The sequence below is a fragment of the Streptomyces sp. NPDC059009 genome, from assembly GCF_042740175.1.
Lineage (GTDB): Bacteria > Actinomycetota > Actinomycetes > Streptomycetales > Streptomycetaceae > Streptomyces.
On record NZ_JBHYJB010000038.1, the window covers coordinates 36723 to 60419 of the forward strand.

Sequence of the window (23697 nt, forward strand, 5' to 3'; positions counted from 1 at the left end):
CTGCCGACATGCGTCGTTAACGCAGCTGAGGCGACAGATCCCCGTGTGATCAGGGACCCCTGAATGTTTGCTATGGTTTTCCACGTCGCCGCGGGAAACCGCGACAGACCACCGGTCCGGGTGGCGGAATGGCAGACGCGCTAGCTTGAGGTGCTAGTGCCCTTTATCGGGCGTGGGGGTTCAAGTCCCCCCTCGGACACCAGCAACACCAGACGGTGCTGGCCGAATCTCGGCCAGCACCGTCTGCGTTTTCACGGTTCCACAGCTTTCACGGCGCACTGCGCGCGGCTGTGTGACTCAGCGCGAGCCGGAGCCCTTGAAGCCGTAGTGGACCAGGTCCCGGCCGTCGTTGTTCCAGTTGAGCTTCAGGGCGCCGTCGGCGTACGCGCTCTTCTTGCCCACGTACTTCTTGGCCGTCCCGGTGGACCAGGAGCCGTTGCCGCTGCCGTTCATGCCCGCCAGGTTGTCCTGGATGTAGAACGTCTTGTGGGCCAGGACGGAGTCGGCGCCGCCGTCGGCGTGCTTCACATACAGCCGGAAGTACGCGGCGTCGAAGGTGTTGGACAGGTCGGTGCCGGAGTACCACGGCGGAGCGTCCCAGCTCACCTTGGCCTTCGAGTAGATGTAACCGCCGGACCGGGCCACGCAGTTCGTGACCGTGAAGTCCCAGTTGTCCCCCCACGGGCCGGAGTAGCCCGCGTCGTCGATGGTGCGGGAGCTGGAGTTGCACTTCCAGCTCAGCGCCGACGCCGGGGCGGCGGTCAGCACCGAGGCGCCGGCGACGGCCGCACCGACGAGCGCGACCGACATGGCCTTCTTGCCCGCGGACGAGCGGGAAAGAGGCGATATACGACGCAAGTTGAGTTTCATGGGTTCCCTCGTTGATGGTGAATGAGCGATCACCGTAACGTCGCTTTCCGGCCAGCCATGGTTCACACAGAACAACTCCCCAGACTCTCCTTGATCATCTGGTTCGGGTGCCTGATGCGGGTGCCCGCCGTGGCCGGATCGTGGGCTGCCCCGGGGCTTCCCGCGCCCCGACACTGGCAGCCCGTACGTCGAGCAGAGGCGGATCGCCATGCCGAACGGAGCGCAGCACCTCATCAACGCACTGGTGGACGGCGGCGTCGACGTGTGCTTCGCCAATCCCGGGACCTCCGAGATGCACTTCGTCGCCGCGCTCGACGACGTGCCGCGGATGCGGGCCGTGCTCTGCCTCTTCGAAGGGGTCGCCACCGGGGCCGCCGACGGGTACGGGCGGATGACGGGGTGGCCCGCGTGCGCGCTGCTGCACCTCGGGCCCGGGCTCGCGGGCGGGCTCGCCAATCTGCACAACGCGCGGCGGGCCGGTACGCCGGTGGTGGTCGTGGTCGGGGACCACGCGCTGTCGCACAAGCGGCTCGACGCCCCGCTGGAGTCCGACATCACGGCGCTGGCCCGTACGGTCTCGGGGTGGACGCGGCGGACGTACCGGGCGGGCGATCTGGCCGGGGACGTCGCGGAGGCCGTGGGCACCGCGGCCGGGCCGCCGGGGGCCGTCGCGACGCTCGTGGTGCCGGCCGACGTCTCCTGGTCGGACGCGGGCACGTCCGGGGCGCCCGTGCGGGTTCCGGCCGCGGGGCGGGGCGGTCTCGTCTCCGCCGACGCCGTCGCCGAGGCGGCCGACGCGCTGCGCGGCGGGGAGCCCGCGGCGCTGCTGCTCGGCGGTGCGGCCACGCGGGGTGCCGCGCTGCGGGCCGCCGGGCGGATCGCGGCGGCCACGGGGGCACGGCTGCTGTGCGAGACCTTTCCCGCGCGTCTGGAGCGGGGTGCGGGGGTGCCCGCGGTGGAGCGGCTCGCGTACCGGGCCGGGGACGCGGTGGGGCAGCTCGGCGGGGTCCGGCACCTGGTCCTTGCCGGGGCCGCGGCGCCGGTGGCCTTCTTCGCGTATCCGGGACAGGGCGGGGAGCTCGTGCCGGCGGGGTGCGCGGTGCACGCGCTGGCTGCGGGCGCGGAGGACGTCGCGGGTGCGCTCGGCGCGCTCGCCGAGGCCGTGGACGCGAAAGGGGATGCAACTCCCGTACCTGCGGCGGTGGTTCGGCCGGGGCTGCCGTCCGGTGCGCTCACCGGGGAGTCCGCCGCCGCGGTCATCGGGGCGCTGCTGCCCGAGGACGCCGTCGTCGTGGACGAGGCCAACACCTCGGGGCTGTGGCTGCCCGGTGCCACGGCGGGGGCGCCGGCGCACGACTGGCTGACGCTGACCGGTGGGTCGATGGGGCAGGGGCTGCCCTGTGCGACGGGGGCGGCGGTGGCCTGTCCGGAGCGGCCGGTGGTGGCGCTGGTGGCGGACGGGGCCGCGATGTACACGGTGCAGGCGCTGTGGACGCAGGCGCGGGAGGGGCTGAACGTGACGACGGTGGTCTTCGACAACCGGTCGTACGCGGTCCTGAACCTGGAGTTGCAGATGGTGGGCGCGGGCGTCGGCGGGGCCCGGGCGCGGGAGCTGCTCGACCTGTCCCGGCCCGAGCTGGACTTCGTCGCCCTCGCGCACGGGATGGGCGTGCCCGCCGAACGGGCCACGACGGCCGAGGAGTTCGCCCGGCTCCTGGAGCGGGGGCTCGCGGAGCCGGGGCCGTTCCTCGTGGACTGCGTGGTGCCCGCGCTGGGCGGCTAGGAAGCCCCTCTCCCCCGGCCACCCCCGCCGGGGACCTAGAAGTGCACCTCCTCGCAGGCGCGGCCGCGCGACTCCACATGGTCGCCCACCTGCTCCCAGCCCTCGGCGCAGAGCACCGTGCCGTTGGGGAGGTCGTGGCCCACCGGGATCGTGAACTTCTGGTGGTAGCCCCAGAACTGGGTCGGGCTGTTCTGGTCGATGCCGCCGCCCCAGATGTGGAAGTGGCCGGTGAAGTCGCCGTTCCACGTCGTCGACGCCCCGACCGACTCCACGGTGAGGCCGCTGCCCCGCACGTCGATGCACGTGCGGTCGTTGCACCCGGTCGCGCCCGCGGCCGCCGGGGGCGCTCCCACCGTCAGCAGCAGTCCGAGACCGGCCACGCCGACGCCCGCCCGCGCGGCCCAACGCCCCTTGGTACTCATACCGTTCACTCCCTGTTCCGCCTCTTCCGCCTGGCCTGATCGAGTCAGTGTCGATCAACGACGCAGGTGGGAGGGGGTTACGAGGGAGAAGGGGGTGACGAGCCGTCGGTGTGCCAGCGCCCCGCGTGCCCCCGGTGCGCTTCCGTCAGGCCCGTCGTGAAGAAGCGGTCGTAGTACTCCTCCTCCACGTGGTGGGCCTGGAGCCAGACGCCGGGGACGTGGATCGCGTCCGTGTGGGCGGGGAAGCGGCCGTGGGTGGCGTGGATGTAGGCGCAGACGTCACGCGCGCACTCCACCACCCGCTCGTCGTACTCGCTGGCCTCGGCGAGGTAGCGCTGGCCGTAGTCCTCCTTGTAGATGCGGGCGAAGACGTCCTTGTCGCCGTAGGTGCCGCCGGGGCCGAACTTGGCGCGGACGACGGCGTCCACGGCGTCCGTCATGGTCTTGTACGCGGGCGGGCAGGCCGCCGTGATGAGCGGCTCGCCGTCCCGGGAGGTGAGGCCCACCGGGTGGGAGCGCAGCGTCGCGTACTTGGGCAGCGGGACGTGCCAGCGCCACAGGTCGGCCAGGCGCCAGCGCGGGGTGACGAACGTGAAGCCGAGCATGCGGCCGTAGGCGCGCGAGAACTTCGGGTCGCCCAGGGCGACTTGGGGGTTGAGGGTGGCGTGGATCCAGGCGCCGAGGCCCATGGCGTCCGCCACCAGCATGAGGTTCTGCAGGAGGAGGTCCGCCTCGATCTGGGTGCGCATGGGGCCGAGGGCGCCGAGCGGGAGCTTCAGGGCGGGGTTGAGGAAGCCGTTGCGGAGCCACTTCCTCACGCCCGCCGGGCGGTAGAGGTTGCGGTCGTCGACGAAGGCGGGGCGGGCGCCGTCGGGCTGGGTGAGGAGGTACATCAGGGCGTTGATGTACTGGTGGGAGAGGTCGACCACCGGGAAGAAGACGGTGGTTCCGGGGAGGTTGGACAGGAAGCGGTTCGAGTCCAGGTAGGCCGGGAAGTCGCGCATGCCCTCCGCGACGTCGAGGCGGTGGTCCAGGACGCGGACCTTGGACTCGGCCGCGCGGGCCACGAGGGCGTCCGCAGTCAAGGGTTCGCCGGGAGCGGGCGGGAGCTTGCGCAGGTAGTACGTGCCGGTGTCGTTGATCATGAAGAAGTGGGTGCCCTGCGCGTTGTCGGGGCTGCCCGCCGTGCGCCCGTACATCGTCAGGTTGGGCTTGGCCATGATGGGCTTGCCGTCGCGGGGGTCCTCGAAGGGGCGGTCGGGCATGGTCAGCCCGGTGCAGCCGGTGAGGGCGATCAGGACGGCCTCTTCGAGGTCGCTCAGCGGCTTCGGCTCGTGGGGCGAGCGGTAACTCATCGACCCCGCGGGGACGTTGGCGCCGCGGCTCACGCGGTGGGTGCGGCGGCGCCAGACCGTCCGGAGCAGGGGGCGGGCCAGGAGGTCGTCGAGGCCCGCCCCTTCAGCAGCGGCCGAGGTCCCGTCAGCCGGTGCCACGGTCCGCTCCGGTCTCCTTCGTCGGCGGCACCTGGCGCCAGGGCGCGAAGGCGGTCGCGCCGCGCGGCAGCAGCCCCGCGAGGTCCGGGCAGTGGCGCGCGATCACCGAGTTCATGCCGCCCTTCTCGACCCAGTCGATGCCGAGCGGGGTGTAGATCTCCGGGCGGTAGTCGACGGTCAGGAAGCGGTCGCTCTGCAGGCGCCGGGTCGCCATGAGGATGAAGATGCGGAACGCGGTGTCGCTGAAGCCGAAGCCGGTGGGCGGGTTCTCCGCGAACAGGCCCACCACCGTGTCGATCTCGTCGACCGAGCGGTAGACGTCCTTCAGGCGGGCGAGGGTCTCCGGTTCCCGGGTGAGGTCCTCGAAGCTGCGCAGGCGCTGCTTGTGCAGGCCGGCCCGGAAGTCGTTGTAGCGGGGCACGCCGCGGCGCCGGGTGCGCACCAGGTCCACGACCGAGAGGTCGATGATCTCGCCGTCGCGCTCGAACTGCTGGAGTGCGCGCGGGAAGTTGTGCAGCGTGATCGCGCCGGGGTGGGCGATGCCGAAGGAGTAGAGCGTGTCCGCGAGGCCCGTCTTGCGGATCGCGGCCTCGGCGGCGGCGCCCTGGATGTCCATGAAGCCGAGGGTCTCCAGGCGCTGCCCGAAGTGGTGCTCGTGCATCTCGAAGTCGTCGGGGATCAGCGGGTGCATGCGGTAGACGGTGACGAAGTCCTCGGTGAGGGAGTACGGCGTTCCGTGGTGGTCGGGCAGTGTCTTCGGGATGCCGGTGAGGGAGTGCGCCTCCAGGAGCCAGAGGCCGAGCTTGGACAGCCACTTGTCGGGCGGGCCCTGCCAGTTGGTGTGCATGCCGACGTCGAGGGCCTCGGTGGCGAGGATCGCGGGGGTCCACTCCACCGTGTGGATCTTGGCGATGAGGGCGGAGACCACGAGGCGCGCCGTGTGGTAGATCCGCTCCTGGCTCATCGTCGGGTACTCGTGGTGCAGCGCGTCGCAGACCGCGTTGTGCTCGCGGGCGAAGAGGGTGTGCATGGCGCCGAGGCCGAGCCACCAGCTCTCGTTGAAGCCGGTGAGCGGGATGCCGCCGGGGCCACCGGGCAAGTACCCCTCGTCCAGGCGGAGTTTGGCGCCGCCGTCCGGCTCGCGCAGGAACCGCGCGGTGTGCTCGTCGGCCCCGTACACCTCGGAGCCGTCCCACCAGTGCGAGGCGGAGTTGCCGAAGAGGATCGGCGGCCGGCCGGCCGGGAGCGGGATGCCCTCGTTCTCGGCGAACCGCATCACGGCCTCCTCGGGGCCGCCCGGCGTGTTGTGCCAGGTGGAGCCGGGCGGCATGGGGACCTCGACGGCGCGCTCGCCGGTCTTGTAGCGGCGGTGGTTGACCCAGTCGTGGACCTGGAACTGGATCCAGGCGGCGGCCAGGATGTTGAGGCTGGTGGCGGGCACGAAGGTGTCGCGGTACAGCAGCCTGCGGCTGACGGTGACCGGGTTCGGGGTGTCGAAGAGCTCGGGCCGGTAGTCGGGCTCCAGGTTGCGCCCGAAGGCCGCGCCGACGGAGCCCATGCGCGGCTCGGACAGGTCGTTGTACGTGCCGTCGTACGACCGTGCCGTGCGCAGTTCCTCGGCGACGGGGGCCGGGACGGGGCCCGCCTTCGGGGGCGCCTCGTGCACGTCGGTGTCGATGAGGTTGAGGCGGCGCAGCGCCTTGCGCAGGAAGACCAGGTTCAACAGGGCCGCGTCCAGGGGCAGTTTGTGCCACGGGACGACGCGGTTGAGGGCGTCGAAGGCGGCGCCCACCGGGGGGCCGAGGATCCGGTTGCGCAGCGGTTCGGGGGTGAGGAAGCGCAGACCGCCCCGGTGCGCGGCGCTCGCCTCGTACGCGGTCTTCCGGGCCCGGTTGAGGTTGCCGAGGGGGCGGAAGTCGTCGGTGGTGTACCAGGGGTTGAAGCTCAGCTCCTCGACGCGCTGGGCGGCCGCGCGGGCCTCGGCGGTGGTCAGGTCCTGGCTCGGGATGGTGAGCCGGGCGACGGGCACGGGCGGGGTGACGGCCTCCTTCCACTCGACGGCGCCGTTCTCGACGGGGGTGCGCCGGTCGTCGACGTAGCGCTGCAGGCACAGCTCGAAGCCGACGTCGGTGGTGGCGAGGCGGCGGGCCAGGTCGCGGCGGAGGAAGTCCGGGTCGTGCCGGTCGGCGTCGCCCGCCTTGGCCGCGGCGGCCCCGGCGGCCGGGCGCAGCAGGAAGCGCACGGGCCCGGCGTCGCCCCACAGCACCGCGCCCCGGCTGTAGTACGTCTCCCCCGCGAGGCTGCTCACGGTGTGCCGGGCGGCGGCCTGCACATTGCGGCGCATCCGGGTCGCGGCGGTGAGGCCGACGGCGAACGGCAGCTTCACAAAGAGCCCGAACGCCTTCTGTACGGGGGTGCGGGCGCCCGCCATGGCCTTGGCGAAGGCCACGAACTCGCGGGCGTCGCGCGCGTGCGAGACCGGGTGGTTGGTGGCGAGCAGGTCGTGGCTCTCCTCGGCCGAGACGGCGACGCGGACGGCGGCGCCGCGCAGGTCGGGGGTGCCGTCGGGCTGCGCGATGCCGCTCGCGTTGGAGAGCCGCACGGTGGCCTGGTACTCGGCGCCGGGCCGGGCGTAGCCGGTGCGCAGGGCGTCGGGCAGCTCGTCGTGGAAGCGCAGGCGCGCGTTCTCCACGCCGAGGGCGGCCTTGGCGTGGAAGGTGCGGGCGAGGTGCGTCTTGCCGCTGCGGTTCTTCGCCTGGACCTTCATCAGCTCCCGCGCCAGGCGCAGGAAGATCTTCCGCTCCGTTTCCGGGCTGCCGCCCACGTAGCGCTCGTGGGTCTGTTCGTTCTGCGCGGTCTGCGGGGTCTGCTCGGTGTCGGCCATCGGGCGCTTCCTTCGTACGGATGCGTACGGGACGGGGCAGCGACGCTACTGGCGCCCGCGGGCCCCCGCAGCGACGGTTCCCGCCTATGTGTCCACCGGTGCCCCGGACCTCGACTCACCTGCGTACGACGGCATTTGGGCCCGTCGGCGGGGCCTCGGGCGCGGGCGGGCCCGGGGCGGTGATCCGGTGTTCGACCCGTACGGCCCCCGGTTGCTCAGCAGCCCCAGGAGCGCCCGTCGCCGGATGGCCGGGTTGCGTCGGCCCAACTCACCACGCGTAGCGGGTGGTTGACGGAGCGGCACCCGGACGGTCCGCCTGGCTCGAGTCAGTCGATGAAGGTGCCGTCCACGTACACCCAGGCGCCGTCGACCCGCTCGAAGGTGCTCCGCTCGTGCAGCGCGTCCGGGCGGCCGCCGTCGGTGTAGCGGGCCCGGAAGGTCACGGTGCCCGTGGCGTGGAAGGCCGTGCCGTCGGTGGTGTCCAGGATCTCCAGGCCGACCCAGCGCATCGCCGGGTCGAAGTCGATGCGGGGCGGGCGGGTCCGGGGGTGCCAGGTGCGCAGCAGATACGCCTCGTCGCGCTTCTCGAAGGCGCTGTAGCGGGAGCGCATGAGCTGCTCGGGGCCGGCGGCCGCGGCCTCGCCCCGGTGGAGGGGGCCGCAGCACTTCTCGTACGGGGCGGGGGCGCCGCAGGGGCAGGTGGTGGGGCGGGCGGTGCGGGGGCTGCTGGTGCTGCGTCGGGCCATGCGGCCATTGTCCCCGAAGCACCTTCGGCCGATGACTTCGGCCAGGGCTACGGCTACGGCTACGGCGCGAGCACGTCCAGCTCCTGGAGCGCGCCCACCGCGATCTCCCGTGTCAGTGCCTCCGCGCGCGCGGCGTCCCGCTCGCGCACCGCCTCGGCGACCCGGACGTGCAGGGTCACGGCCGGCGGGTCCGGGTCCTCGAACATCACCTGGTGCTCGGTGCGGCCGGTGAGGACCTCGGCGACGACGTCCCCGAGCCGCGCGAACATCTCGTTGCCCGAGGCGGTGAGGATGACCCGGTGGAAGGCGACGTCGTGCTCGAGGTAGCCCTCCAGCTGGTGGCCGCGCGAGTGGGCGACCATGCCGAGGGCGCACTCGGTGAGCTCGGCGCACTGCTCGGCGGTGGCGTTGACGGCGGCGAGTCCGGCGGCGACCGGTTCGATGGCCGAGCGCAGGACGGTCAGCGAGCGCAGCTGGCGCGGGCGGTCGACGCCCGCGAGACGCCACCGGATGACCTGCGGGTCGTACACGTTCCACTGCTCCAGCGGCCGTACGGTGACGCCGACGCGGCGCCGCGACTCGACCAGGCGCATGGACTCCAGGACCCGTACGGCCTCCCGCATGACCGAGCGCGAGACCTCGAAGCGCTGGGCCAGCTCGTCGGTGCGCAGCACGCTGCCGGGCGGGTACTCACCCGCGGTGATGGCGGGCCCGAGCGATTCCAGTACGCGGGCGTGGAGGCCACGGGCCTGAGCGGTCATGGAGTCAGCCTACGAGGAGACACCCCTCAGCAATAAGTCAGACTTTTACGTCACAGAGGCTTGAATTCGTCTGACCTAATGGGTTTCAGTGAGGCGAACAGCGATGTCGACGAAGACAGCGAGGCAGCAGCGATGAGCACCCCCCACGTCGTCGTGGTGATGGGCGTGGCAGGAACCGGCAAGACCACGATCGGCCCCCTGCTCGCGACCCGGCTCGGCGTTCCGTACGCCGAGGGCGACGACTTCCACCCCCCGGCGAACATCGCCAAGATGTCGGCCGGGACACCGCTGACCGACGAGGACCGCTGGCCCTGGCTCGACGCCATCGGCGCCTGGGCGCACGGCCGTGCCGCCGCCGGGCTCGGCGGGGTCGTCAGCAGCTCGGCGCTGAAGCGCGGCTACCGCGACCGGCTGCGGGCGGCCGCGCCCGGCAGCCTCGTCTTCGTCCACCTCACCGGTGACCGGAAGCTCATCGAGGACCGGATGGCGCACCGTCAGGGGCACTTCATGCCGACGGCGCTCCTGGACTCGCAGTTCGCCACGTTGCAGCCGCTCGGGCCCGACGAGGCGGGCGTCGACGTCGACGTCTCGGGCTCCCCCGAAGAGATCGCCGACCGGGCCTTCGAGGCTCTCGCCCGGCTCGGCTGAGCTCTCCCCTCCCCGCACAGCAACCCACCCCCTCGTACAAGGAAAAGACCGTGACCCATCTCAGCGTCGAGATGCTGGCAGCGGACGCCGTCGAGCCGATCACCTCCGCGGGCCATGCCCAGCTCGGGATCGCCGTCCTCGCGGGCATCGCCGTCATCGTCCTGCTCATCACGAAGTTCAAGGTCCACGCCTTTCTGGCGCTGACCATCGGCTCCCTCGCGCTCGGCGCGTTCGCGGGCGCCCCGCTCGACAAGGCCATCGCCAGCTTCACGACCGGGCTCGGCTCGACCGTCGCCGGTGTGGGCGTCCTCATCGCGCTCGGCGCGATCCTCGGCAAGCTGCTCGCGGACTCGGGCGGCGCGGACCAGATCGTCGACACGATCCTGGCGCGGGCCAGCGGGCGGGCCATGCCGTGGGCGATGGTCCTCATCGCCAGCGTCATCGGGCTTCCGCTCTTCTTCGAGGTCGGCATCGTGCTGCTGATCCCGGTCGTCCTGATGGTCGCCCGGCGCGGCAACTACTCGCTGATGCGGATCGGCATCCCGGCGCTCGCCGGTCTGTCCGTGATGCACGGGCTCATCCCGCCGCACCCCGGCCCGCTCGTCGCGATCGACGCGGTCCACGCCAACCTGGGGATCACGCTGGCCCTTGGTGTGCTGGTCGCCATCCCCACGGTGATCATCGCGGGGCCGGTCTTCTCGAAGTTCGCCGCGCGGTGGGTGGACGTGCCCGCGCCCGACCGGATGATTCCGGCGCGGGCCTCGGAGGAGCTGGAGAAGCGGCCGAGCTTCGGGGCCTCGGTGGCGACCATTCTGCTGCCGGTCGTCATGATGCTCTCCAAGGCGCTGGTCGACATCGTCGTCGACGACCCCAAGGACAGCGTCCAGCGTGTCTTCGACGTCGTCGGGTCGCCGCTGATCGCGCTGCTCGCGGCGGTCGTGGTGGGCATGTTCACCCTGGGGCGGGCCGCCGGGTTCTCGAAGGGGCGGCTGCAGTCGACCGTCGAGAAGTCGCTCGCGCCGATCGCGGGTGTGCTGCTGATCGTCGGTGCCGGTGGCGGGTTCAAGCAGACGCTGATCGACTCCGGTGTGGGGCAGATGGTCCTGGACATCTCCAAGGACTGGTCGATCCCCACATTGTTGCTGGCGTGGCTGATCGCTGTCGTGATCCGGCTGGCGACGGGGTCCGCGACGGTGGCGACCGTCTCCGCCGCGGGGCTTGTGGCGCCGCTCGCCGCGGGGATGACCGATACGCATCTCGCGCTGCTGGTGCTCGCGATCGGGGCCGGGTCGCTGTTCTTCAGCCATGTGAACGACGCCGGGTTCTGGCTCGTGAAGGAGTACTTCGGGCTGAGCGTCGGGCAGACCGTGAAGACGTGGTCCGTCATGGAGACGATCATCTCGGTGGTGGCCGGGGGGCTGGTGCTGTTGCTGTCGTTGGTCATCTAGGACGCCCCTCGTTCGCTGTCAGGGAGCCACAACTCGTGCTCCCTGGCAGCCCATTCGGGGTCCACCCGCCCCGTCCGCATCCCCCTCCTCGCCTCAGGGTCCCGCACCGCCATCCCCACGTGGCCCGCGATCACCACCCCCAGGGTCAGGGCCAGCCAGTCGTGGACGAAGGTGCTGCTCGTGCGCCACACCAGCGGGGTGAGGTGGGTGAACCACATCAGCAGGCCCGTGCCCAGCATCACCAGGACCGCGCCCGCCAGCCACGCCGCGTACAGCTTCTGGCCCGCGTTGAACTTGCCCGCCCGGCCCCGGCCCCTGCGACGCAGCCACTGCCAGTCGTGGGGGCCGTAGCGGTTGAGGAGGCGGAGGTCGCCGCGGAAGGCGCGGGAGGCCAGGCCCAGGAGGAAGGGGGCCGGCAGGAGGAGGCCCGACCACTCGTGGATCGTCACCACCAGGGCTCTGCGGCCCACCAGTTGGGCGAGCTGGGGCAGGTAGAGGCAGGCCGCGCTCGCCACGCAGACCGCCATGAGCGTGGCCGTCGCGCGGTGCACCCAGCGCTCGGCGCGGGTGAACCTCCGTACCCGGTGCGACAGTTGTGCGCTCACGTCACTGCGTAGGGGCATCGTCGCGTCCGTTCGACCGGCCCACCCAGGCGTCCACGTCGTAGCCGCGGTGCTCCCAGTAGCCCCGCTCCACCTCGTCGGTGAGGGTGATGCCGGAGAGCCACTTCGCGGATTTGTAGAAGTACATGGGGGCGACGTAGAGGCGGACGGGGCCGCCGTGGGAGTGGGGCAGGTCCTTGTCCTGCATCCGCAGGGCCACCAACACGTCGGCGCGGCGGGCCTGTCTGAGCGTGAGGCTCTCGCTGTACGTGCCGTCGAAGCAGGTGAAGCGGACGGCCCGGGCGCCGGGGCGCACGCCCGCCGCGTCCAGGAGGTGGGAGAGGCGCACGCCCTCGAAGGGGGTGTGCGGGACCCGCCAGCCCGTCACGCACTGGACGTCCCGTACGAGGCGGGTCTGGGGCTGGGCGCGGAGGTCGGCGAGGGTGTAGGTGGTCGAGTGGTCCACCAGTCCGTCGACTTTCAGCGTGTACGACGCCTCGCTCTTGTGCGGGACCGACGCCGCCACCGAGTAGTAGCGGAAGCCGCCGCCGTTGGGCAGCAGGTCGGTGAGGCCGGTGGGGTCCTTGTCGGAGGCGGCGCCGAGGAAGGACTCCAGGCCGCGCTGGAGCGGGGGCGCGGCCGCGACGCCCAGGGCGCCGAGGCCGAGCATGCCGAGGACGAGGCGGCGGCCGACGGGGGCGCCGCCTCCGTCGGCGGGTCGTTCGGCGGGTCGTTCAGTGGTCACCTCTCGATTCGAGCACCTGGCGCCGTCGCCTGCCAGGGGCCGCGGGGAGGCGTCAGCGTTTCGTCATACCTCGCGATGCCCTCGCGATGCCTTCGCGAGGGCATGGCGACCCCGCGCGCGGCTCAGCTCACCGCCTTCGCCGCCGCCCGTCCCGCCGTACGCCCGGAGAACAGGCAACCGCCGAGGAACGTGCCCTCCAGGGAGCGGTAGCCGTGCACTCCGCCGCCGCCGAAACCGGCCGCCTCCCCTGCCGCGTACACGCCCTCCAGCGGGTCGCCGCCCTCGGTCAACACCCTTGAGGACAGGTCGGTTTCGAGGCCGCCGAGGGTCTTGCGGGTGAGGATGTTCAGGCGTACGGCGATGAGCGGGCCCGCCTTCGGGTCCAGGATGCGGTGCGGGGCCGCGGCCCGGATGAGGCGGTCGCCGAGGAACTTGCGGGCGCCCCGGATCGCCGTGACCTGGAGGTCCTTGGTGAAGGGGTTGGCGATCTCGCGGTCGCGGGCGGCGAGGGTGCGGCGCAGCCCGGCCTCCTCGATGAGCGGCTCCTTGGTGAGCGCGTTCATGCCGCGCACCAGGGAGGTCAGGTCCTTCTCCACCACGAAGTCGACGCCGTTCTCCATGAACGCCTTGACGGGGCCCGGGACGTCGGCGCGCGCCCGGTCGATGACGCCGCGCACCGACTTGCCGGTCAGATCGGGGTTCTGCTCGCTGCCGCTGAGCGTGAACTCCTTGCCGATGATGCGCTGGTTGAGCACGAACCACGTGTACTCGTACCCGGTGCGCATGATGTGTTCGAGGGTGCCGAGCGTGTCGAAGCCGGGGAAGAGCGGCACCGGGAGGCGGTTGCCGCGCGCGTCCAGCCAGAGCGAGGAGGGGCCGGGCAGGATGCGGATGCCGTGGTTGTCCCAGATGGGGTTCCAGTTCTGGATGCCCTCGGTGTAGTGCCACATGCGGTCGCGGTTGATGAGGTGCGCCCCGGCGCCCTCGGCGATGCCGAGCATTTTGCCGTCGACGTGCGCGGGCACCCCGGAGACCATCCGCTCCGGCGGGGTGCCGAGCCGCTCCGGCCAGTTGGCGCGGACGAGTTCGTGGTTGCCGCCGATACCGCCGGACGTGACGATCACGGCCTGGGCCGTGAACTCGAAGGAGCCCGTCACCTCGCGGCTGCTGGCCTTGCCCCGCTCCACGTCCGAGGGCTCCAGGACGTCGCCGCTGACGGTGTCGACGGCGCCCGCGCTGCGCCCGAGCCCGGTGACGCGGTGCCGGAACCTGAGCTGGACGAGGCCGCGCGCCACGCCTTCCCGCACCCGCCGCACAAAGGGTTCGAGCAGGCCGGGCCCGGTCCCCCAGGTGATGTGGAAGCGCGGCACCGAGTTGCCGTGGCCCTGCGCGTCGTAGCCGCCGCGCTCCGCCCAGCCGACGACCGGGAAGAAGCGCACGCCCTGGCCGTGCAGCCAGGACCGCTTCTCGCCCGCCGCGAAGTCCACGTACGCCTCCGCCCACTTGCGCGGCCAGTGGTCCTCGGGCCGGTCGAAGGCGGCCGTGCCCAGCCAGTCCTGGAGGGCGAGGGCGTGGCTGTCCCTGATGCGCAGGCGGCGCTGCTCGGGCGAGTCGACGAAGAAGAGACCGCCGAACGACCAGTGCGCCTGGCCCCCGATGCTCTGTTCCGGTTCCTGGTCCAGGAGGATCACGCGCCGGCCCGCGTCGACGAGCTCCGCGGTCGCCGCGAGCCCGGCGAGCCCCGCCCCGATCACGATCACATCTGCGTCGTACGCCATGGGCTCCGCGCCTCCGGTTGCTGGTCCGTGGGGAATGGTTACTGGTGGGTCAGATCCTGGGTACCGGAGGGGCGGACGTCAACCGGCTCGTGGACCGCTTCGTGAACCGGCTCGTTCGGGGCACTCGCGCGGCGGGGTGGCGCCGAGGGCGCTATCGTCGGCCAGGTACCCGCCCAAGTACCCCTCCGCTGGCCCGCCTTGACTCTCGAGGTACCCGACGTGTCGGTTCTGGTTCTCACCCTCGCCGTCGGCGCGGCCTGCTGTCTGGGCGTCGGATTCGTGCTCCAGCAGAACGCCGCCGAGCGGGCCCCGCTGGGCGACTTCCTCTCGCCGCGGCTGCTGCTCGACCTGGTGCGGGTGCCGCGCTGGCTCGGCGGGATCGGGCTGATGGTGGCCGGGATGGTGCTCGGCGCGATCGCGCTCGGGCAGGGCGAGGTGTCGCTGGTCGAGCCGCTGCTCGCGACGAACCTGCTGTTCGCCCTCGTCCTGTCGCGGCGCCAGACGAAACAGCCGCTCGGCCGGCAGGGCTGGGCGGGGCTCGCGCTGCTCGCGGGCGGGGTCACCGCGTTCATCGTCGCGGGCGAGCCGAAGGGCGGCACGGCCGTCTCCGATCCGGTACGGCACTGGGTGATCGTCGGGGTGATGGCGGGCGGTGCGCTGCTGCTCACGGCGTACGCGAAGAAGTCCCGGCTGAGCGCGGCGCCGGTGCTGCTCGCGGTGGCGGCGGGGCTGCTGTACGGGCTGCAGGACGCCCTCACCCGGGTCAGCGGGCAGCGGCTCTCGGACGGCGGCTGGGTCACGCTCCTCACGGGGTGGCAGCCGTACGGGGTGCTCGCCCTCGGTGTGACCGGGCTCGTGCTGGTGCAGAGCGCTTTCGAGACGGGGCCGCTGCGGATGTCGCTGCCCGCGCTCACCGCCGCGCAGCCGTTGGCGGGGATCGCTTGTGGGGTGGGGTTCCTCGGGGACCGGCTGCGGACCGACGCGGGGGCGTTGGCGTGGGAGGTCGTGGGGTTGGCGGGGGTGGTGGTGGGGGTGGTGCTGTTGGGGCTGCATCCCGCGATGCCGGATGCCTCCCGGCAGGGGGGTCGGGTGCCGGTGGGGGCAGGGCGGCCTTAGCTCTGACGCCTGCCCTTGTGGTGGGGCACCCGTCCTGGGGCTGCGCCCCTCGCCCCCGATCCGCCTGAACGGCCTCGTCCTCAATCGCCGGACGGGCTGGTGGCGGCCGCAATACTAATGGCGGGCATTACTATGGACTCATGCCCCGTACATCCGGTCCCGCCACCCGCGAGAAGCTGATCCGGGCCGGCGAAGAGCTCTTCGCCGCGCAGGGGGTTCACGGAGCCCAGCTCCGGGACGTCGTGCGGCTCGCGGGGCAGAGCAATCCGTCCGCCGTCCAGTACCACTTCGGCTCCCGCCAGGGGCTGCTCGACGCCGTGATGGCGGGGCGCCAGGAGCGGACGGAGCAGGTGCTCGCCGACGCGCTCGGCGGCGCCGACGAGGGCGATCTGCACGCGCTGCTCGGCGCCCTCGTCGCCACCGAGGCCACCGAGCTCCGCACCCTCCGCGGCCGCCGCTGCCTCCTCGTCTCCGCGCAGCTCAGCCACGAGAGCGGCGTCCGGACCAGGACCCCGCACCCCACCCTCGAAGGCACCGTCTACTGGCGGCTCATCGAGTGCGTCGAGGAGTGCCTCACCCGGCTCGGCCTGCCCGAAGCCGTGCGGCTCGAACGGATCGACCTCGCGCTCACCCTCGTCGGCGCCGCCCTGAGCGACCGGGCCCGCCAGTACCTGGACGGCGCCGCACCCCTCACCGGCGAGGAGCTCTTTCTCGCCGATCTCGTCCAGACCACCGCGGCCCTGCTCGGGGCCCCGGAACCCACCATCAGGAGCGAGCAGTGAACACACATGACCTGACCGGCAGGACCGTCATCGTCACCGGTGCCGCCCGCGGGCTCGGCGCCGAGGCCGCGCGGCAGGCCGTCGAGGCCGGAGCGAACGTCGTCCTCACCGATGTCCTCGAGGAGGAGGGGAAGGCCACCGCCGCCGCGCTCGGCGAGCGGGCGCGGTTCGTGCGGCACGACGTGACCTCCGAGGAGGAGTGGCAGCGCGTCACCGCGTTCGCCGTCGCCGAGTTCGGCGCGGTCCACGGGCTCGTGAACAACGCCGGGATATCCACCGGCCAGTTCCTCGAGTCGGAGTCCGTCGAGCACTTCCGCAAGGTCCTCGACATCAACCTCACCGGGGTCTTCGCCGGGATGAAGAGCGTCATCCCGGCCATGAAGGAGGCCGGGGGCGGCTCCATCGTCAACATCTCGTCCGCCGCCGGGCTGATGGGGCTCGGGCTCACCGCCGGGTACGGGGCCTCCAAGTGGGGCGTGCGCGGGCTCACCAAGATCGGGGCGGTGGAGCTGGGCACGGCCCGGATCCGCGTCAACTCCGTCCACCCGGGCATGACGTACACCCCGATGACCGCCCAGGTCGGCATCGAGCAGGGCGAGGGCAAGTACCCCAACACCCCGATGGGCCGGGTCGGCGAGCCGGAGGAGATCGCGGGCGCCGTGGTCTTCCTGCTCTCGGACGCCGCCTCGTACGTGACCGGCGCCGAGCTCGCCGTCGACGGCGGCTGGACCGCCGGGCCCACGGTGAAGTACGTCATGGGGCAGTGAGGTTGGATGGGCGGCATGTCTGACGTACCGCTTGATCCCGCACTCGATCCCGCACTCGATCCCGCACTCGATCCCGCACTCGATCCCGCACTCGAAGTCATCACCGTCGTCGACGAGGACGACAACGTCGTCGACGAGGTCCCGCGCGGCGAGGCGTACGCGCGGGGCCTGCGGCACCGCTGTGTCTTCATCCAGGCGCGGGACGCCGAGGGGCGTGTCTTCGTGCACCGCCGCACGGCCACCAAGCTGGTCTTCCCCTCGATGTACGACATGTTCGTGGGGGGTGTGGTCGGGGCGGGTGAGTCCTATGACCGTGCGGCGCTGCGGGAGGCCGAGGAGGAGCTGGGGGTGCACGGACTGCCGCTCCCCACGCCGCTGTTCAAGTTCCTCTACGACGACGGCGCCGGGAAGACCTGGTTCTCGTATCTGTACGAGGTGCGCTGCGAGCTGCCGGTGCGGCCGCAGGTGGAGGAGGTCGCCTGGCACGCGTTCCTGACGGACGAGGAGCTGGAGCGGCGGCTCGGCACGTGGGAGTGGGTGCCGGACGGGCTCGACGCGTACCGGCGGCTGCGGGCGTTCCGGTCGGCCTGATGGCGTGACGGGCGGATTCCGTAGGGTGCGGTGGTGAGCAACTTCGCAGACACCCTCCGGCTGTGGTTCGCGCCCGCGCGGATCCGCGACGAGGGCGCCACCCCCGACTACCGCTTCTCGCTCGCCAACGAACGCACCTTCCTCGCCTGGCTGCGCACGGCCATGGCGCTGATCGGCGGGGGTTTCGCGGTCGATCAGTTCCTGCCCGACCTGCGCTGGGGGTGGCGCGTCGGGCTCGCGCTCGCGCTGCTCGCGGCGGGCGTGCTGTGCTCCCTGCGCGCCGTCCACCACTGGGTGCGCTGCGAGCGGGCCATGCGGCGCGGCGAGGACCTGCCCGCCTCGCGCTTCCCGGCCCTGCTCGGCCTGACCGTCGCCGTCGTGGCGGTGGCCATGGTCGTGGTGGTGCTCTTCGGGTGGGAGGGGTGAGCGGGGCGGACCCCGTGGCCCAGGACCGGGACCCGGGGCTCCAGCCCGAGCGGACCCGGCTCGCGTGGCGGCGCACGACCCTGTCCGGGACCGTCGCGGCCGTGCTCGCCGTGAAGACCCTGCTGAGCGGCGGGGTGTCCGTCGTCGGCGTCCTCGGCTGCGCTCTCTGTCTGCTGCTGTGGCTGGGCTTTCTGCGGCTTGCCCACCGCCGCATGGTCGCCCTCTCCGCCTGCCGGCCCCCGGCGCTCGCGCCCCGAACGGCGACGGCGGCCGCGCTGAGCGCGGTCGCGCTCGCGGTGTGCGCGGCGGCGCTGGTGTTCTGAGACCGGAGCCGTGACCCGCCCCGCGACCTGAGTGACCCGCCCCGCACGGGCGGCCGGCGCCGGGCCGGCTGGCCCGCGCCACCCCGGCTGGCCGTCCGTGCAGGTCGTGTGGTCGGCGCGGCTCGTGTGGTCCGTGCGGCTTGTGCGGTGCGGGCGGGGCGTGCGGTGGGGGCGGGGCGCTGAACTGGGACGGACTGCTCCGTGCCGACGCGACCGGGCCCGGCGCCGTCACTCCGCCTCGTCCGTCTCCCGCTCCGCCTCCCAGTCCACCGTGACCACGATCTTGCCGCGGGTGCGGCCCTCCGCGTTCAGCCGGTGGGCCTCGGCCGCGCGCTCCAGCGGGAACGTGTCGGAGACGTGCACCGTGACCACGTCCGCCTCCGCGAGCTCCGAGAGGCGGCGCAGGTCGGCCGCGTCGGGGCGGACGAAGCAGTAGCGGCCGCCGAGCCCGATCACGGAGCCGTCGGCGATGGACGCCAGCCGGCCGCCGGGCGCGAGGAGTTCGGCGGACGCCTTGAGGGTGTCGCCGCCCACGGTGTCGAAGGCCGCGTCCACGCCCTCGGGCACCAGCTCGTGCACCCGCCCGACCAGCCCGTCCCCGTACGCGACCGGTTCGGCGCCCAGCTCCCGCAGGTAGTCGTGGTTGCGCTCGCTCGCCGTGCCGATGACGCGGGCGCCCTTGTGCCGGGCCAGCTGGACCGCGAGGGAGCCGACGCCGCCCGCCGCCGCGTGCACCAGGACCACGTCGCCCTCGGTGACCTGCAGCGCGTCCTCGATCACCTGGTACGCGGTGAGCCCGGCAAGCGGCAGCCCCGCGGCCTCCTCGAAGCTGAGGTTGCGCGGCTTGCGGGCGAGGGTGCGCACGGGCGCCGCGACGTACTCGGCGAAGGTGCCGCGGCTGAGGAAGTCCTCGCGCACGTATCCGATGACCTCGTCGCCAACGGCAAACTCCGTGACGGCGGCGCCCGGTTGGACGACGACGCCCGCGACGTCCCAGCCGGGGATCACGGGGAAGACGGGGTCCAGGATGCCGTCGAGGTAGCCCTCGCGGCACTTCCAGTCGACGGGGTTGACGGCCGCGGCCCTGACCTTCACCAGGACGCTGTCCGGCCCGACCTTGGGGTCGCGCACCTCGCCGTACTCGAGGACGTCGGGTCCGCCGTACCGGCGGTAGCTGATCGCCTTCATGGGCTGGCCTTCTTTGAGGAATCTCGGAGTAAGTGGTGCAAATATCAACAAGGGTTGCATGAGGGAGATAAAGGTGCATTCAGGGCTAGCCTGGGAGGGTCATTCCACCCCTTCCCGCCCGTCTGGAAGTGAGCATGTCATGACCGCACTGCACCACGAACATCCGGTCCACGAGCACATCCACGGCCCCGCCTGCGGACACCCGGAGGTCCCGCACGGCGACCACGTCGACTACGCCCACGACGGCCACATGCACCGGCTGCACACCGACCACTGGGACGAGTGCGAGCCGAGCGGCCACGTCCGGCACGACGCGCACGACCACACGCACGGCGAGGGCTGCGGCCACGCGGCCGTGGCCCACGGCGATCACGTCGACTACGTCCACGACGGGCACCGGCACGCCGCGCACGACGGACACTGGGACGACCACTGAGCCATCGCTCGGCCCCGCTCCGGCCGGGCGGGCCGGGGGCGCGATACTGATCACGTTTCCGGCCCGCTCTGGACGGCATACCGACTGGTCGGCATCATGAGGGTCCGTACGCCGTACGACCTCGCCTCTGTCGTGACGGCACCGCCTCTCCCGATCAGGAGCGAAGATGAGTGCAGGCAAGGCGCCCGGGCTCGACCTCGACCAGCTGCGCGGCACGATCGACCGCGCACGGCCAGGTCTGGTGACCGGCCCGCTCACCGCCCGGCTCATCGAGGGCGGCCGGTCGAACCTCACGTACGCACTGACCGACGGCACCGGCCGCTGGGTGCTGCGGCGGCCCCCGCTCGGCCACGTCCTGGCCACCGCGCACGACATGAAGCGCGAGCACCGGGTGATCAGCGCGCTGCATCCGACGGACGTACCGGTGCCGAAGCCGGTGCTGCTGTGCGAGGCCGCCGAGGACAACGGGGCGCTCGGGGCGCCCTTCTATGTCATGGAGTTCGTGGACGGCACCCCGTACCGCACCGCCGAGGAGCTCGCGCCGCTCGGCCCGGAGCGGACCCGGGGCGCGGTGCTCGGCCTGGTCGACACCCTCGTCGATCTGCACGCCGTCGACCCGGAGGCCGTCGGGCTCGGGGACTTCGGGCGGCCCGAGGGCTTCCTCGACCGGCAGCTGCGCCGCTGGGGCAAGCAGCTCGCCGCCTCCCGGGGCCGGGAGCTGCCCGGCATCGAGGAGCTGCACGCGGCGCTCGGGCGCAGCCTGCCCTCCTCCCCCGCGGCCACCGTCGTGCACGGCGACTACCGCCTGGACAACGTCCTGATCGGCCCGGACCCGGCGACGGGCACCGACCGGATCAGGGCGGTGCTCGACTGGGAGATGTCCACGCTCGGCGACCCGCTCACCGATCTGGGCCTCCTGGTGATGTACAGCGCGAAGCTGGACCTGCCCGACTCCCCCATCTCCACGACGGCTTCGGCCGCCGGGCACCCGGATCCGGCCGAGCTGATCGAGCGGTACGCGGCGCGGTCGGGGCGCGATGTGTCCGCCGTCTCCTGGTACACGGCCTTCGCCTGGTTCAAGCTCGCCGTGATCCTGGAGGGCATCCACTACCGCTACACGCTCGGGCAGACCGTCGGCGCGGGCTTCGACCGGATCGGGGAGCTGGTCCCGGTCTTCATCGAGCACGGTCTGACGACCCTTCAGGAAGGCTGAGCCGCCATGGACTTCGCGTACGACGCGCGCACCGAGGAGCTGCGGGCCACGCTCCGGTCCTTCATGGACGAGTATGTGCACCCGGCCGAGGCCGTCGCGCACGAGCAGCGCGCACAGCTCGCCTCGCCGTGGGACACGCCGCCCGTGGTCGAGGAGTTGAAGGCGCGGGCGCGCGGGCTCGGCCTGTGGAATCTGTTCCTTCCCGATGCCGAGCACGGCGCGGGGCTCACCAACCTCCAGTACGCCCCGCTGGCCGAACTCACCGGCCACAGCCCGCAGTTGGCACCGACGGCCCTCAACTGCGCGGCGCCCGACACCGGCAACATGGAGGTGCTCGCGCAGTTCGGCACCGCGGAGCAGAAGAAGCGGTGGCTTCAGCCGCTGCTCGCCGGGGAGATCCGCTCGGCCTTCGCGATGACCGAGCCGGACGTGGCCTCCTCGGACGCCACGAACATCACCACGCATATCGAGCGGGACGGTGATGAATACGTCATCACCGGGCGGAAGTGGTACATCTCCGGTGCGATGAACCCCGACTGCACGATCTTCATCGTGATGGGCAAGACCGCCCCGGACTCCCCCGATCCGCGCCGCCAGCAGTCCATGGTGCTCGTCCCGCGCGACACCCCGGGGCTCGAAGTCCGGCGCGCCATGCAGGTGTTCGGGTACGAGGACCACTACCACGGCGGGCACGCCGAGGTCGTCCTCGACCGGGTGCGGGTGCCGGTGGAGAACCTGATCGGCGAGGAGAACGGCGGCTTCGCCATCGCGCAGGCCCGGCTCGGCCCCGGCCGCATCCACCACTGCATGCGCCTCATCGGCATGGCGGAGCGCGCCATCGAGCTGATGTGCCGACGGGCCGTGTCCCGCACCGCGTTCGGCAAGCCGCTGGCCGCGCAGGGCGTGGTGCGGGAGTGGATCGCGGACGCGCGGGTCGCGGTGGAGCAGCTGCGCCTCCTCGTCCTGAAGACGGCCTGGCTGATGGACACGGTCGGCAACCGGGGCGCGCACACGGAGATCCAGGCCATCAAGATCGCGACGCCGCGCACGGTCGTCGGCATCCTCGACAAGGCGGTCCAGCTGCACGGCGCGGGCGGGGTGAGCCAGGACTTCCCGCTGGCCGAGCTCTGGGCGGCGGCGCGGACGCTGCGCCTGGCGGACGGTCCGGACGAGGTGCACCAGCGGTCGCTGGCGCGGCGGGAGCTGAAGCAGTACCTCTGACCGGCTGAAGCAGTGCCTCTGACCGGTGGGACTTTGGGCCCGGCGCCCCGGCGACTCAAGTCCGGGGATTCGGGCCCTTCGCCGTGCGGGGGCGGCCGGGCGCCCTGCGTAACGTTGGCAGGTCGTCGAGTGAAAGATCCCCCTCTGCCATGTCCAGCGCACTGCTTGAAGCACCCGTTCCCGCCGCCGAAGCCGTGGCCCCCGCTCCGGCCGCCCCGGCCGCACCGGCGCCGAAGCTCGCCAACCCCGGCCCGCTCGGGCTCGCCGCCTTCGCGCTGACCACCTTCGTGCTCAGCATGTTCAACTCCGGCCTGGTCACGAATGCCGCGCTGAGCGCCGTCGTGCTGCCGCTCGCGCTGTTCTACGGCGGTCTCGCGCAGTTCGTCGCGGGCCTCTTCGAGTTCCGCCGCGGCAACACCTTCGCCACGACCGCGTTCATCTCCTACGGCGCGTTCTGGATGGCCTTCGCGGGTTACGTGAAGTTCGTCGTGCCGGGGCTGCCCGCGGCCGACGCACACCTGGCGACCGGGCTCTTCCTGATCGCCTGGTTCGTCTTCACCCTGTACATGACCGTGGCCGCGATGAAGCTCGACCTCGCGCACAGGGTCGTCTTCGTGTCGCTGTCGCTGACGTTCCTGTTCCTGGCCCTCGGCGACCTGGCGCAGTCCACCGCGCTCGGCCACATCGGCGGCTGGCTCGGCCTGCTCTGCGCGGCCGCCGCCTGGTACACCTCGTTCGCCGTCGTCACCAACGAGACGTGGGGCCGCAAGGCGCTCCCCCTCGGCTGACCGCGCCGACCGCGCCGACCGGGCCCGCCGTTACGGGCGCAGCGCCCGCAGCAGCAGGTCGGCCAGGTGGTCGGCGAGCTGCTGCGGGGTGAGCGGCCCGTCGGGGCGGTACCAGGTCGACAGATGGTGGATCGAGCCGAAGTGGTAGTCCACCACCAGGTCGGCGGGGGTCGCGGTGGAGAAGACGCCCGCCTCCTGGCCCTCCTCGACCAGGGCGCGGAAGCGCTCGTGGTAGCGGCGGCGTTCGGCGCGGACCTGCTTGTTCTTCTCCGGGCTCAGCTGGTGCATGGAGCGGAAGAAGATGGACGCGTCGTCGAGGTTCTCGATGGTGGTCACGACGACGTCGGCGGCGGCGTCGCGCAGCCGCCGCTCGACCGGCGCGTCCGCGTCGGCGTACGCGTCGAGCCGCTCCTGCTGGAGCCGGAGCAGCCGCGCGTACACCTCGTGCAGCAGATCGTCCTTGGAGCCGAAGTAGTGGTACAGCGCCCCCTTGGTGACGCCGGCCGCCTCCACGATCTCCTGCACCGAGGTGCGGTCGTACCCCTGGTCGGCGAAGAGCCGGGTGGCGGCGGCCAGGAGCCGCTGCGGGACCGGGGTGCCCTCGCCGCCGGAGCCCTCCGCCGGTGCGGACGTCGGTGTGGACACGGCCGCCACCTGCCTTTCTGT

Annotated in this window: 24 protein-coding genes and 1 tRNA gene; 14 read left to right on the forward strand and 11 right to left on the reverse strand. The window is 72.2% G+C overall.

The window, feature by feature from the left end:
* The first annotated feature begins 114 nt into the window (after positions 1 to 114).
* Positions 115 to 202, forward strand: a tRNA-Leu gene (locus tag ACFWYM_RS32265).
* Between the two features lie 95 nt (positions 203 to 297).
* Here ACFWYM_RS32265 and ACFWYM_RS32270 read toward each other — a convergent pair.
* The gene (locus tag ACFWYM_RS32270) at positions 298 to 870 is read right to left on the reverse strand and encodes a hypothetical protein (protein WP_384845436.1); all 573 of its coding nucleotides are present in this window, start codon (positions 868 to 870) and stop codon (positions 298 to 300) included.
* 208 nt (positions 871 to 1078) lie between these two features.
* On the opposite strand from ACFWYM_RS32270, the gene ACFWYM_RS32275 reads away from it, so the two are divergent.
* Complete coding sequence (locus ACFWYM_RS32275; protein WP_384845438.1) at positions 1079 to 2653, forward strand: acetolactate synthase large subunit; 1575 nt, start codon at positions 1079 to 1081, stop codon at positions 2651 to 2653.
* 35 nt (positions 2654 to 2688) lie between these two features.
* On the opposite strand, the gene ACFWYM_RS32280 is transcribed toward ACFWYM_RS32275, so the two are convergent.
* The 5 genes from ACFWYM_RS32280 to ACFWYM_RS32300 form a co-directional block, all read right to left on the reverse strand.
* Complete coding sequence (locus ACFWYM_RS32280; RefSeq protein WP_384845440.1) at positions 2689 to 3075, reverse strand: hypothetical protein; 387 nt, start codon at positions 3073 to 3075, stop codon at positions 2689 to 2691.
* 77 nt (positions 3076 to 3152) lie between these two features.
* The gene (locus tag ACFWYM_RS32285; protein WP_384845442.1) at positions 3153 to 4568 is read right to left on the reverse strand and encodes a hypothetical protein; all 1416 of its coding nucleotides are present in this window, start codon (positions 4566 to 4568) and stop codon (positions 3153 to 3155) included.
* Positions 4555 to 7452 (reverse strand): peroxidase family protein, encoded by a 2898-nt coding sequence (locus tag ACFWYM_RS32290; RefSeq protein WP_384845444.1) that lies wholly within the window; start codon positions 7450 to 7452, stop codon positions 4555 to 4557. Before ACFWYM_RS32290 ends, ACFWYM_RS32285 begins: the two co-directional genes overlap by 14 nt.
* 326 nt (positions 7453 to 7778) lie before the next feature.
* Positions 7779 to 8198 (reverse strand): YchJ family protein, encoded by a 420-nt coding sequence (locus ACFWYM_RS32295; protein ID WP_384845446.1) that lies wholly within the window; start codon positions 8196 to 8198, stop codon positions 7779 to 7781.
* A gap of 59 nt (positions 8199 to 8257) precedes the next feature.
* Positions 8258 to 8959 carry a FadR/GntR family transcriptional regulator gene (locus ACFWYM_RS32300; RefSeq protein ID WP_384845448.1) on the reverse strand — a complete coding sequence of 234 codons (702 nt, stop codon included), beginning with the start codon at positions 8957 to 8959 and terminating at the stop codon, positions 8258 to 8260.
* 132 nt (positions 8960 to 9091) lie between these two features.
* On the opposite strand from ACFWYM_RS32300, the gene ACFWYM_RS32305 reads away from it, so the two are divergent.
* Entirely contained in the window at positions 9092 to 9607 is a 516-nt protein-coding gene (locus ACFWYM_RS32305) for a gluconokinase (protein ID WP_384845450.1), read from the forward strand.
* A 50-nt stretch (positions 9608 to 9657) separates the two neighbouring features.
* Positions 9658 to 11055 (forward strand): gluconate:H+ symporter, encoded by a 1398-nt coding sequence (locus ACFWYM_RS32310; RefSeq protein WP_384845452.1) that lies wholly within the window; start codon positions 9658 to 9660, stop codon positions 11053 to 11055.
* On the opposite strand, the gene ACFWYM_RS32315 is transcribed toward ACFWYM_RS32310, so the two are convergent.
* The 3 genes from ACFWYM_RS32315 to ACFWYM_RS32325 all read right to left on the reverse strand — a co-directional run bounded on the left by ACFWYM_RS32315 (position 11052) and on the right by ACFWYM_RS32325 (position 14180).
* A complete protein-coding gene (locus tag ACFWYM_RS32315; protein ID WP_384845454.1) occupies positions 11052 to 11678 on the reverse strand; it encodes a cytochrome b/b6 domain-containing protein in 627 nt (208 codons plus the stop codon). The genes ACFWYM_RS32310 and ACFWYM_RS32315 overlap by 4 nt on opposite strands.
* Positions 11662 to 12327, reverse strand: a complete 666-nt coding sequence (locus ACFWYM_RS32320) for a molybdopterin-dependent oxidoreductase (protein ID WP_384845575.1) — start codon at positions 12325 to 12327, stop codon at positions 11662 to 11664. Before ACFWYM_RS32320 ends, ACFWYM_RS32315 begins: the two co-directional genes overlap by 17 nt.
* A gap of 197 nt (positions 12328 to 12524) precedes the next feature.
* Positions 12525 to 14180, reverse strand: coding sequence for an FAD-binding dehydrogenase (locus ACFWYM_RS32325; RefSeq protein ID WP_384845456.1), 1656 nt, complete (start codon positions 14178 to 14180; stop codon positions 12525 to 12527).
* A gap of 219 nt (positions 14181 to 14399) precedes the next feature.
* Here ACFWYM_RS32325 and ACFWYM_RS32330 point away from each other — a divergent pair, with 219 nt between their 5' ends.
* From ACFWYM_RS32330 to ACFWYM_RS32355, 6 genes are all read left to right on the forward strand, one after another.
* A complete protein-coding gene (locus tag ACFWYM_RS32330) occupies positions 14400 to 15296 on the forward strand; it encodes a DMT family transporter (RefSeq protein ID WP_384845458.1) in 897 nt (298 codons plus the stop codon).
* Positions 15297 to 15436: 140 nt separating this feature from the next.
* A complete protein-coding gene (locus ACFWYM_RS32335; protein ID WP_384845460.1) occupies positions 15437 to 16078 on the forward strand; it encodes a TetR/AcrR family transcriptional regulator in 642 nt (213 codons plus the stop codon).
* Complete coding sequence (locus ACFWYM_RS32340; RefSeq protein WP_384845462.1) at positions 16075 to 16845, forward strand: SDR family oxidoreductase; 771 nt, start codon at positions 16075 to 16077, stop codon at positions 16843 to 16845. The genes ACFWYM_RS32335 and ACFWYM_RS32340 overlap by 4 nt, the downstream gene beginning before the upstream one ends.
* 15 nt (positions 16846 to 16860) lie before the next feature.
* On the forward strand, positions 16861 to 17436 hold the full coding sequence (locus ACFWYM_RS32345) for an NUDIX hydrolase (protein ID WP_384845464.1): 576 nt from the start codon (positions 16861 to 16863) through the stop codon (positions 17434 to 17436).
* Positions 17437 to 17469: 33 nt separating this feature from the next.
* Positions 17470 to 17862, forward strand: coding sequence for a YidH family protein (locus tag ACFWYM_RS32350; protein ID WP_384845466.1), 393 nt, complete (start codon positions 17470 to 17472; stop codon positions 17860 to 17862).
* The gene (locus ACFWYM_RS32355; protein ID WP_384845468.1) at positions 17850 to 18185 is read left to right on the forward strand and encodes a DUF202 domain-containing protein; all 336 of its coding nucleotides are present in this window, start codon (positions 17850 to 17852) and stop codon (positions 18183 to 18185) included. Before ACFWYM_RS32350 ends, ACFWYM_RS32355 begins: the two co-directional genes overlap by 13 nt.
* Positions 18186 to 18413: 228 nt before the next feature.
* On the opposite strand, the gene ACFWYM_RS32360 is transcribed toward ACFWYM_RS32355, so the two are convergent.
* Positions 18414 to 19373: an NADP-dependent oxidoreductase gene (locus ACFWYM_RS32360; protein ID WP_384845470.1), complete on the reverse strand. Its 960-nt coding sequence runs from the start codon at positions 19371 to 19373 to the stop codon at positions 18414 to 18416.
* A 139-nt stretch (positions 19374 to 19512) separates the two neighbouring features.
* Here ACFWYM_RS32360 and ACFWYM_RS32365 point away from each other — a divergent pair, with 139 nt between their 5' ends.
* From ACFWYM_RS32365 to ACFWYM_RS32380, 4 genes are all read left to right on the forward strand, one after another.
* On the forward strand, positions 19513 to 19809 hold the full coding sequence (locus ACFWYM_RS32365; RefSeq protein WP_384845472.1) for a hypothetical protein: 297 nt from the start codon (positions 19513 to 19515) through the stop codon (positions 19807 to 19809).
* Positions 19810 to 19975: 166 nt separating this feature from the next.
* Complete coding sequence (locus ACFWYM_RS32370) at positions 19976 to 21022, forward strand: phosphotransferase family protein (protein ID WP_384845474.1); 1047 nt, start codon at positions 19976 to 19978, stop codon at positions 21020 to 21022.
* 6 nt (positions 21023 to 21028) lie between these two features.
* Positions 21029 to 22243, forward strand: coding sequence for an acyl-CoA dehydrogenase family protein (locus ACFWYM_RS32375; protein WP_384845476.1), 1215 nt, complete (start codon positions 21029 to 21031; stop codon positions 22241 to 22243).
* Between the two features lie 149 nt (positions 22244 to 22392).
* The gene (locus ACFWYM_RS32380) at positions 22393 to 23031 is read left to right on the forward strand and encodes an acetate uptake transporter (protein WP_384845478.1); all 639 of its coding nucleotides are present in this window, start codon (positions 22393 to 22395) and stop codon (positions 23029 to 23031) included.
* Between the two features lie 30 nt (positions 23032 to 23061).
* On the opposite strand, the gene ACFWYM_RS32385 is transcribed toward ACFWYM_RS32380, so the two are convergent.
* The gene (locus tag ACFWYM_RS32385) at positions 23062 to 23676 is read right to left on the reverse strand and encodes a TetR/AcrR family transcriptional regulator (protein WP_384845480.1); all 615 of its coding nucleotides are present in this window, start codon (positions 23674 to 23676) and stop codon (positions 23062 to 23064) included.
* Positions 23677 to 23697: the final 21 nt, after the last annotated feature.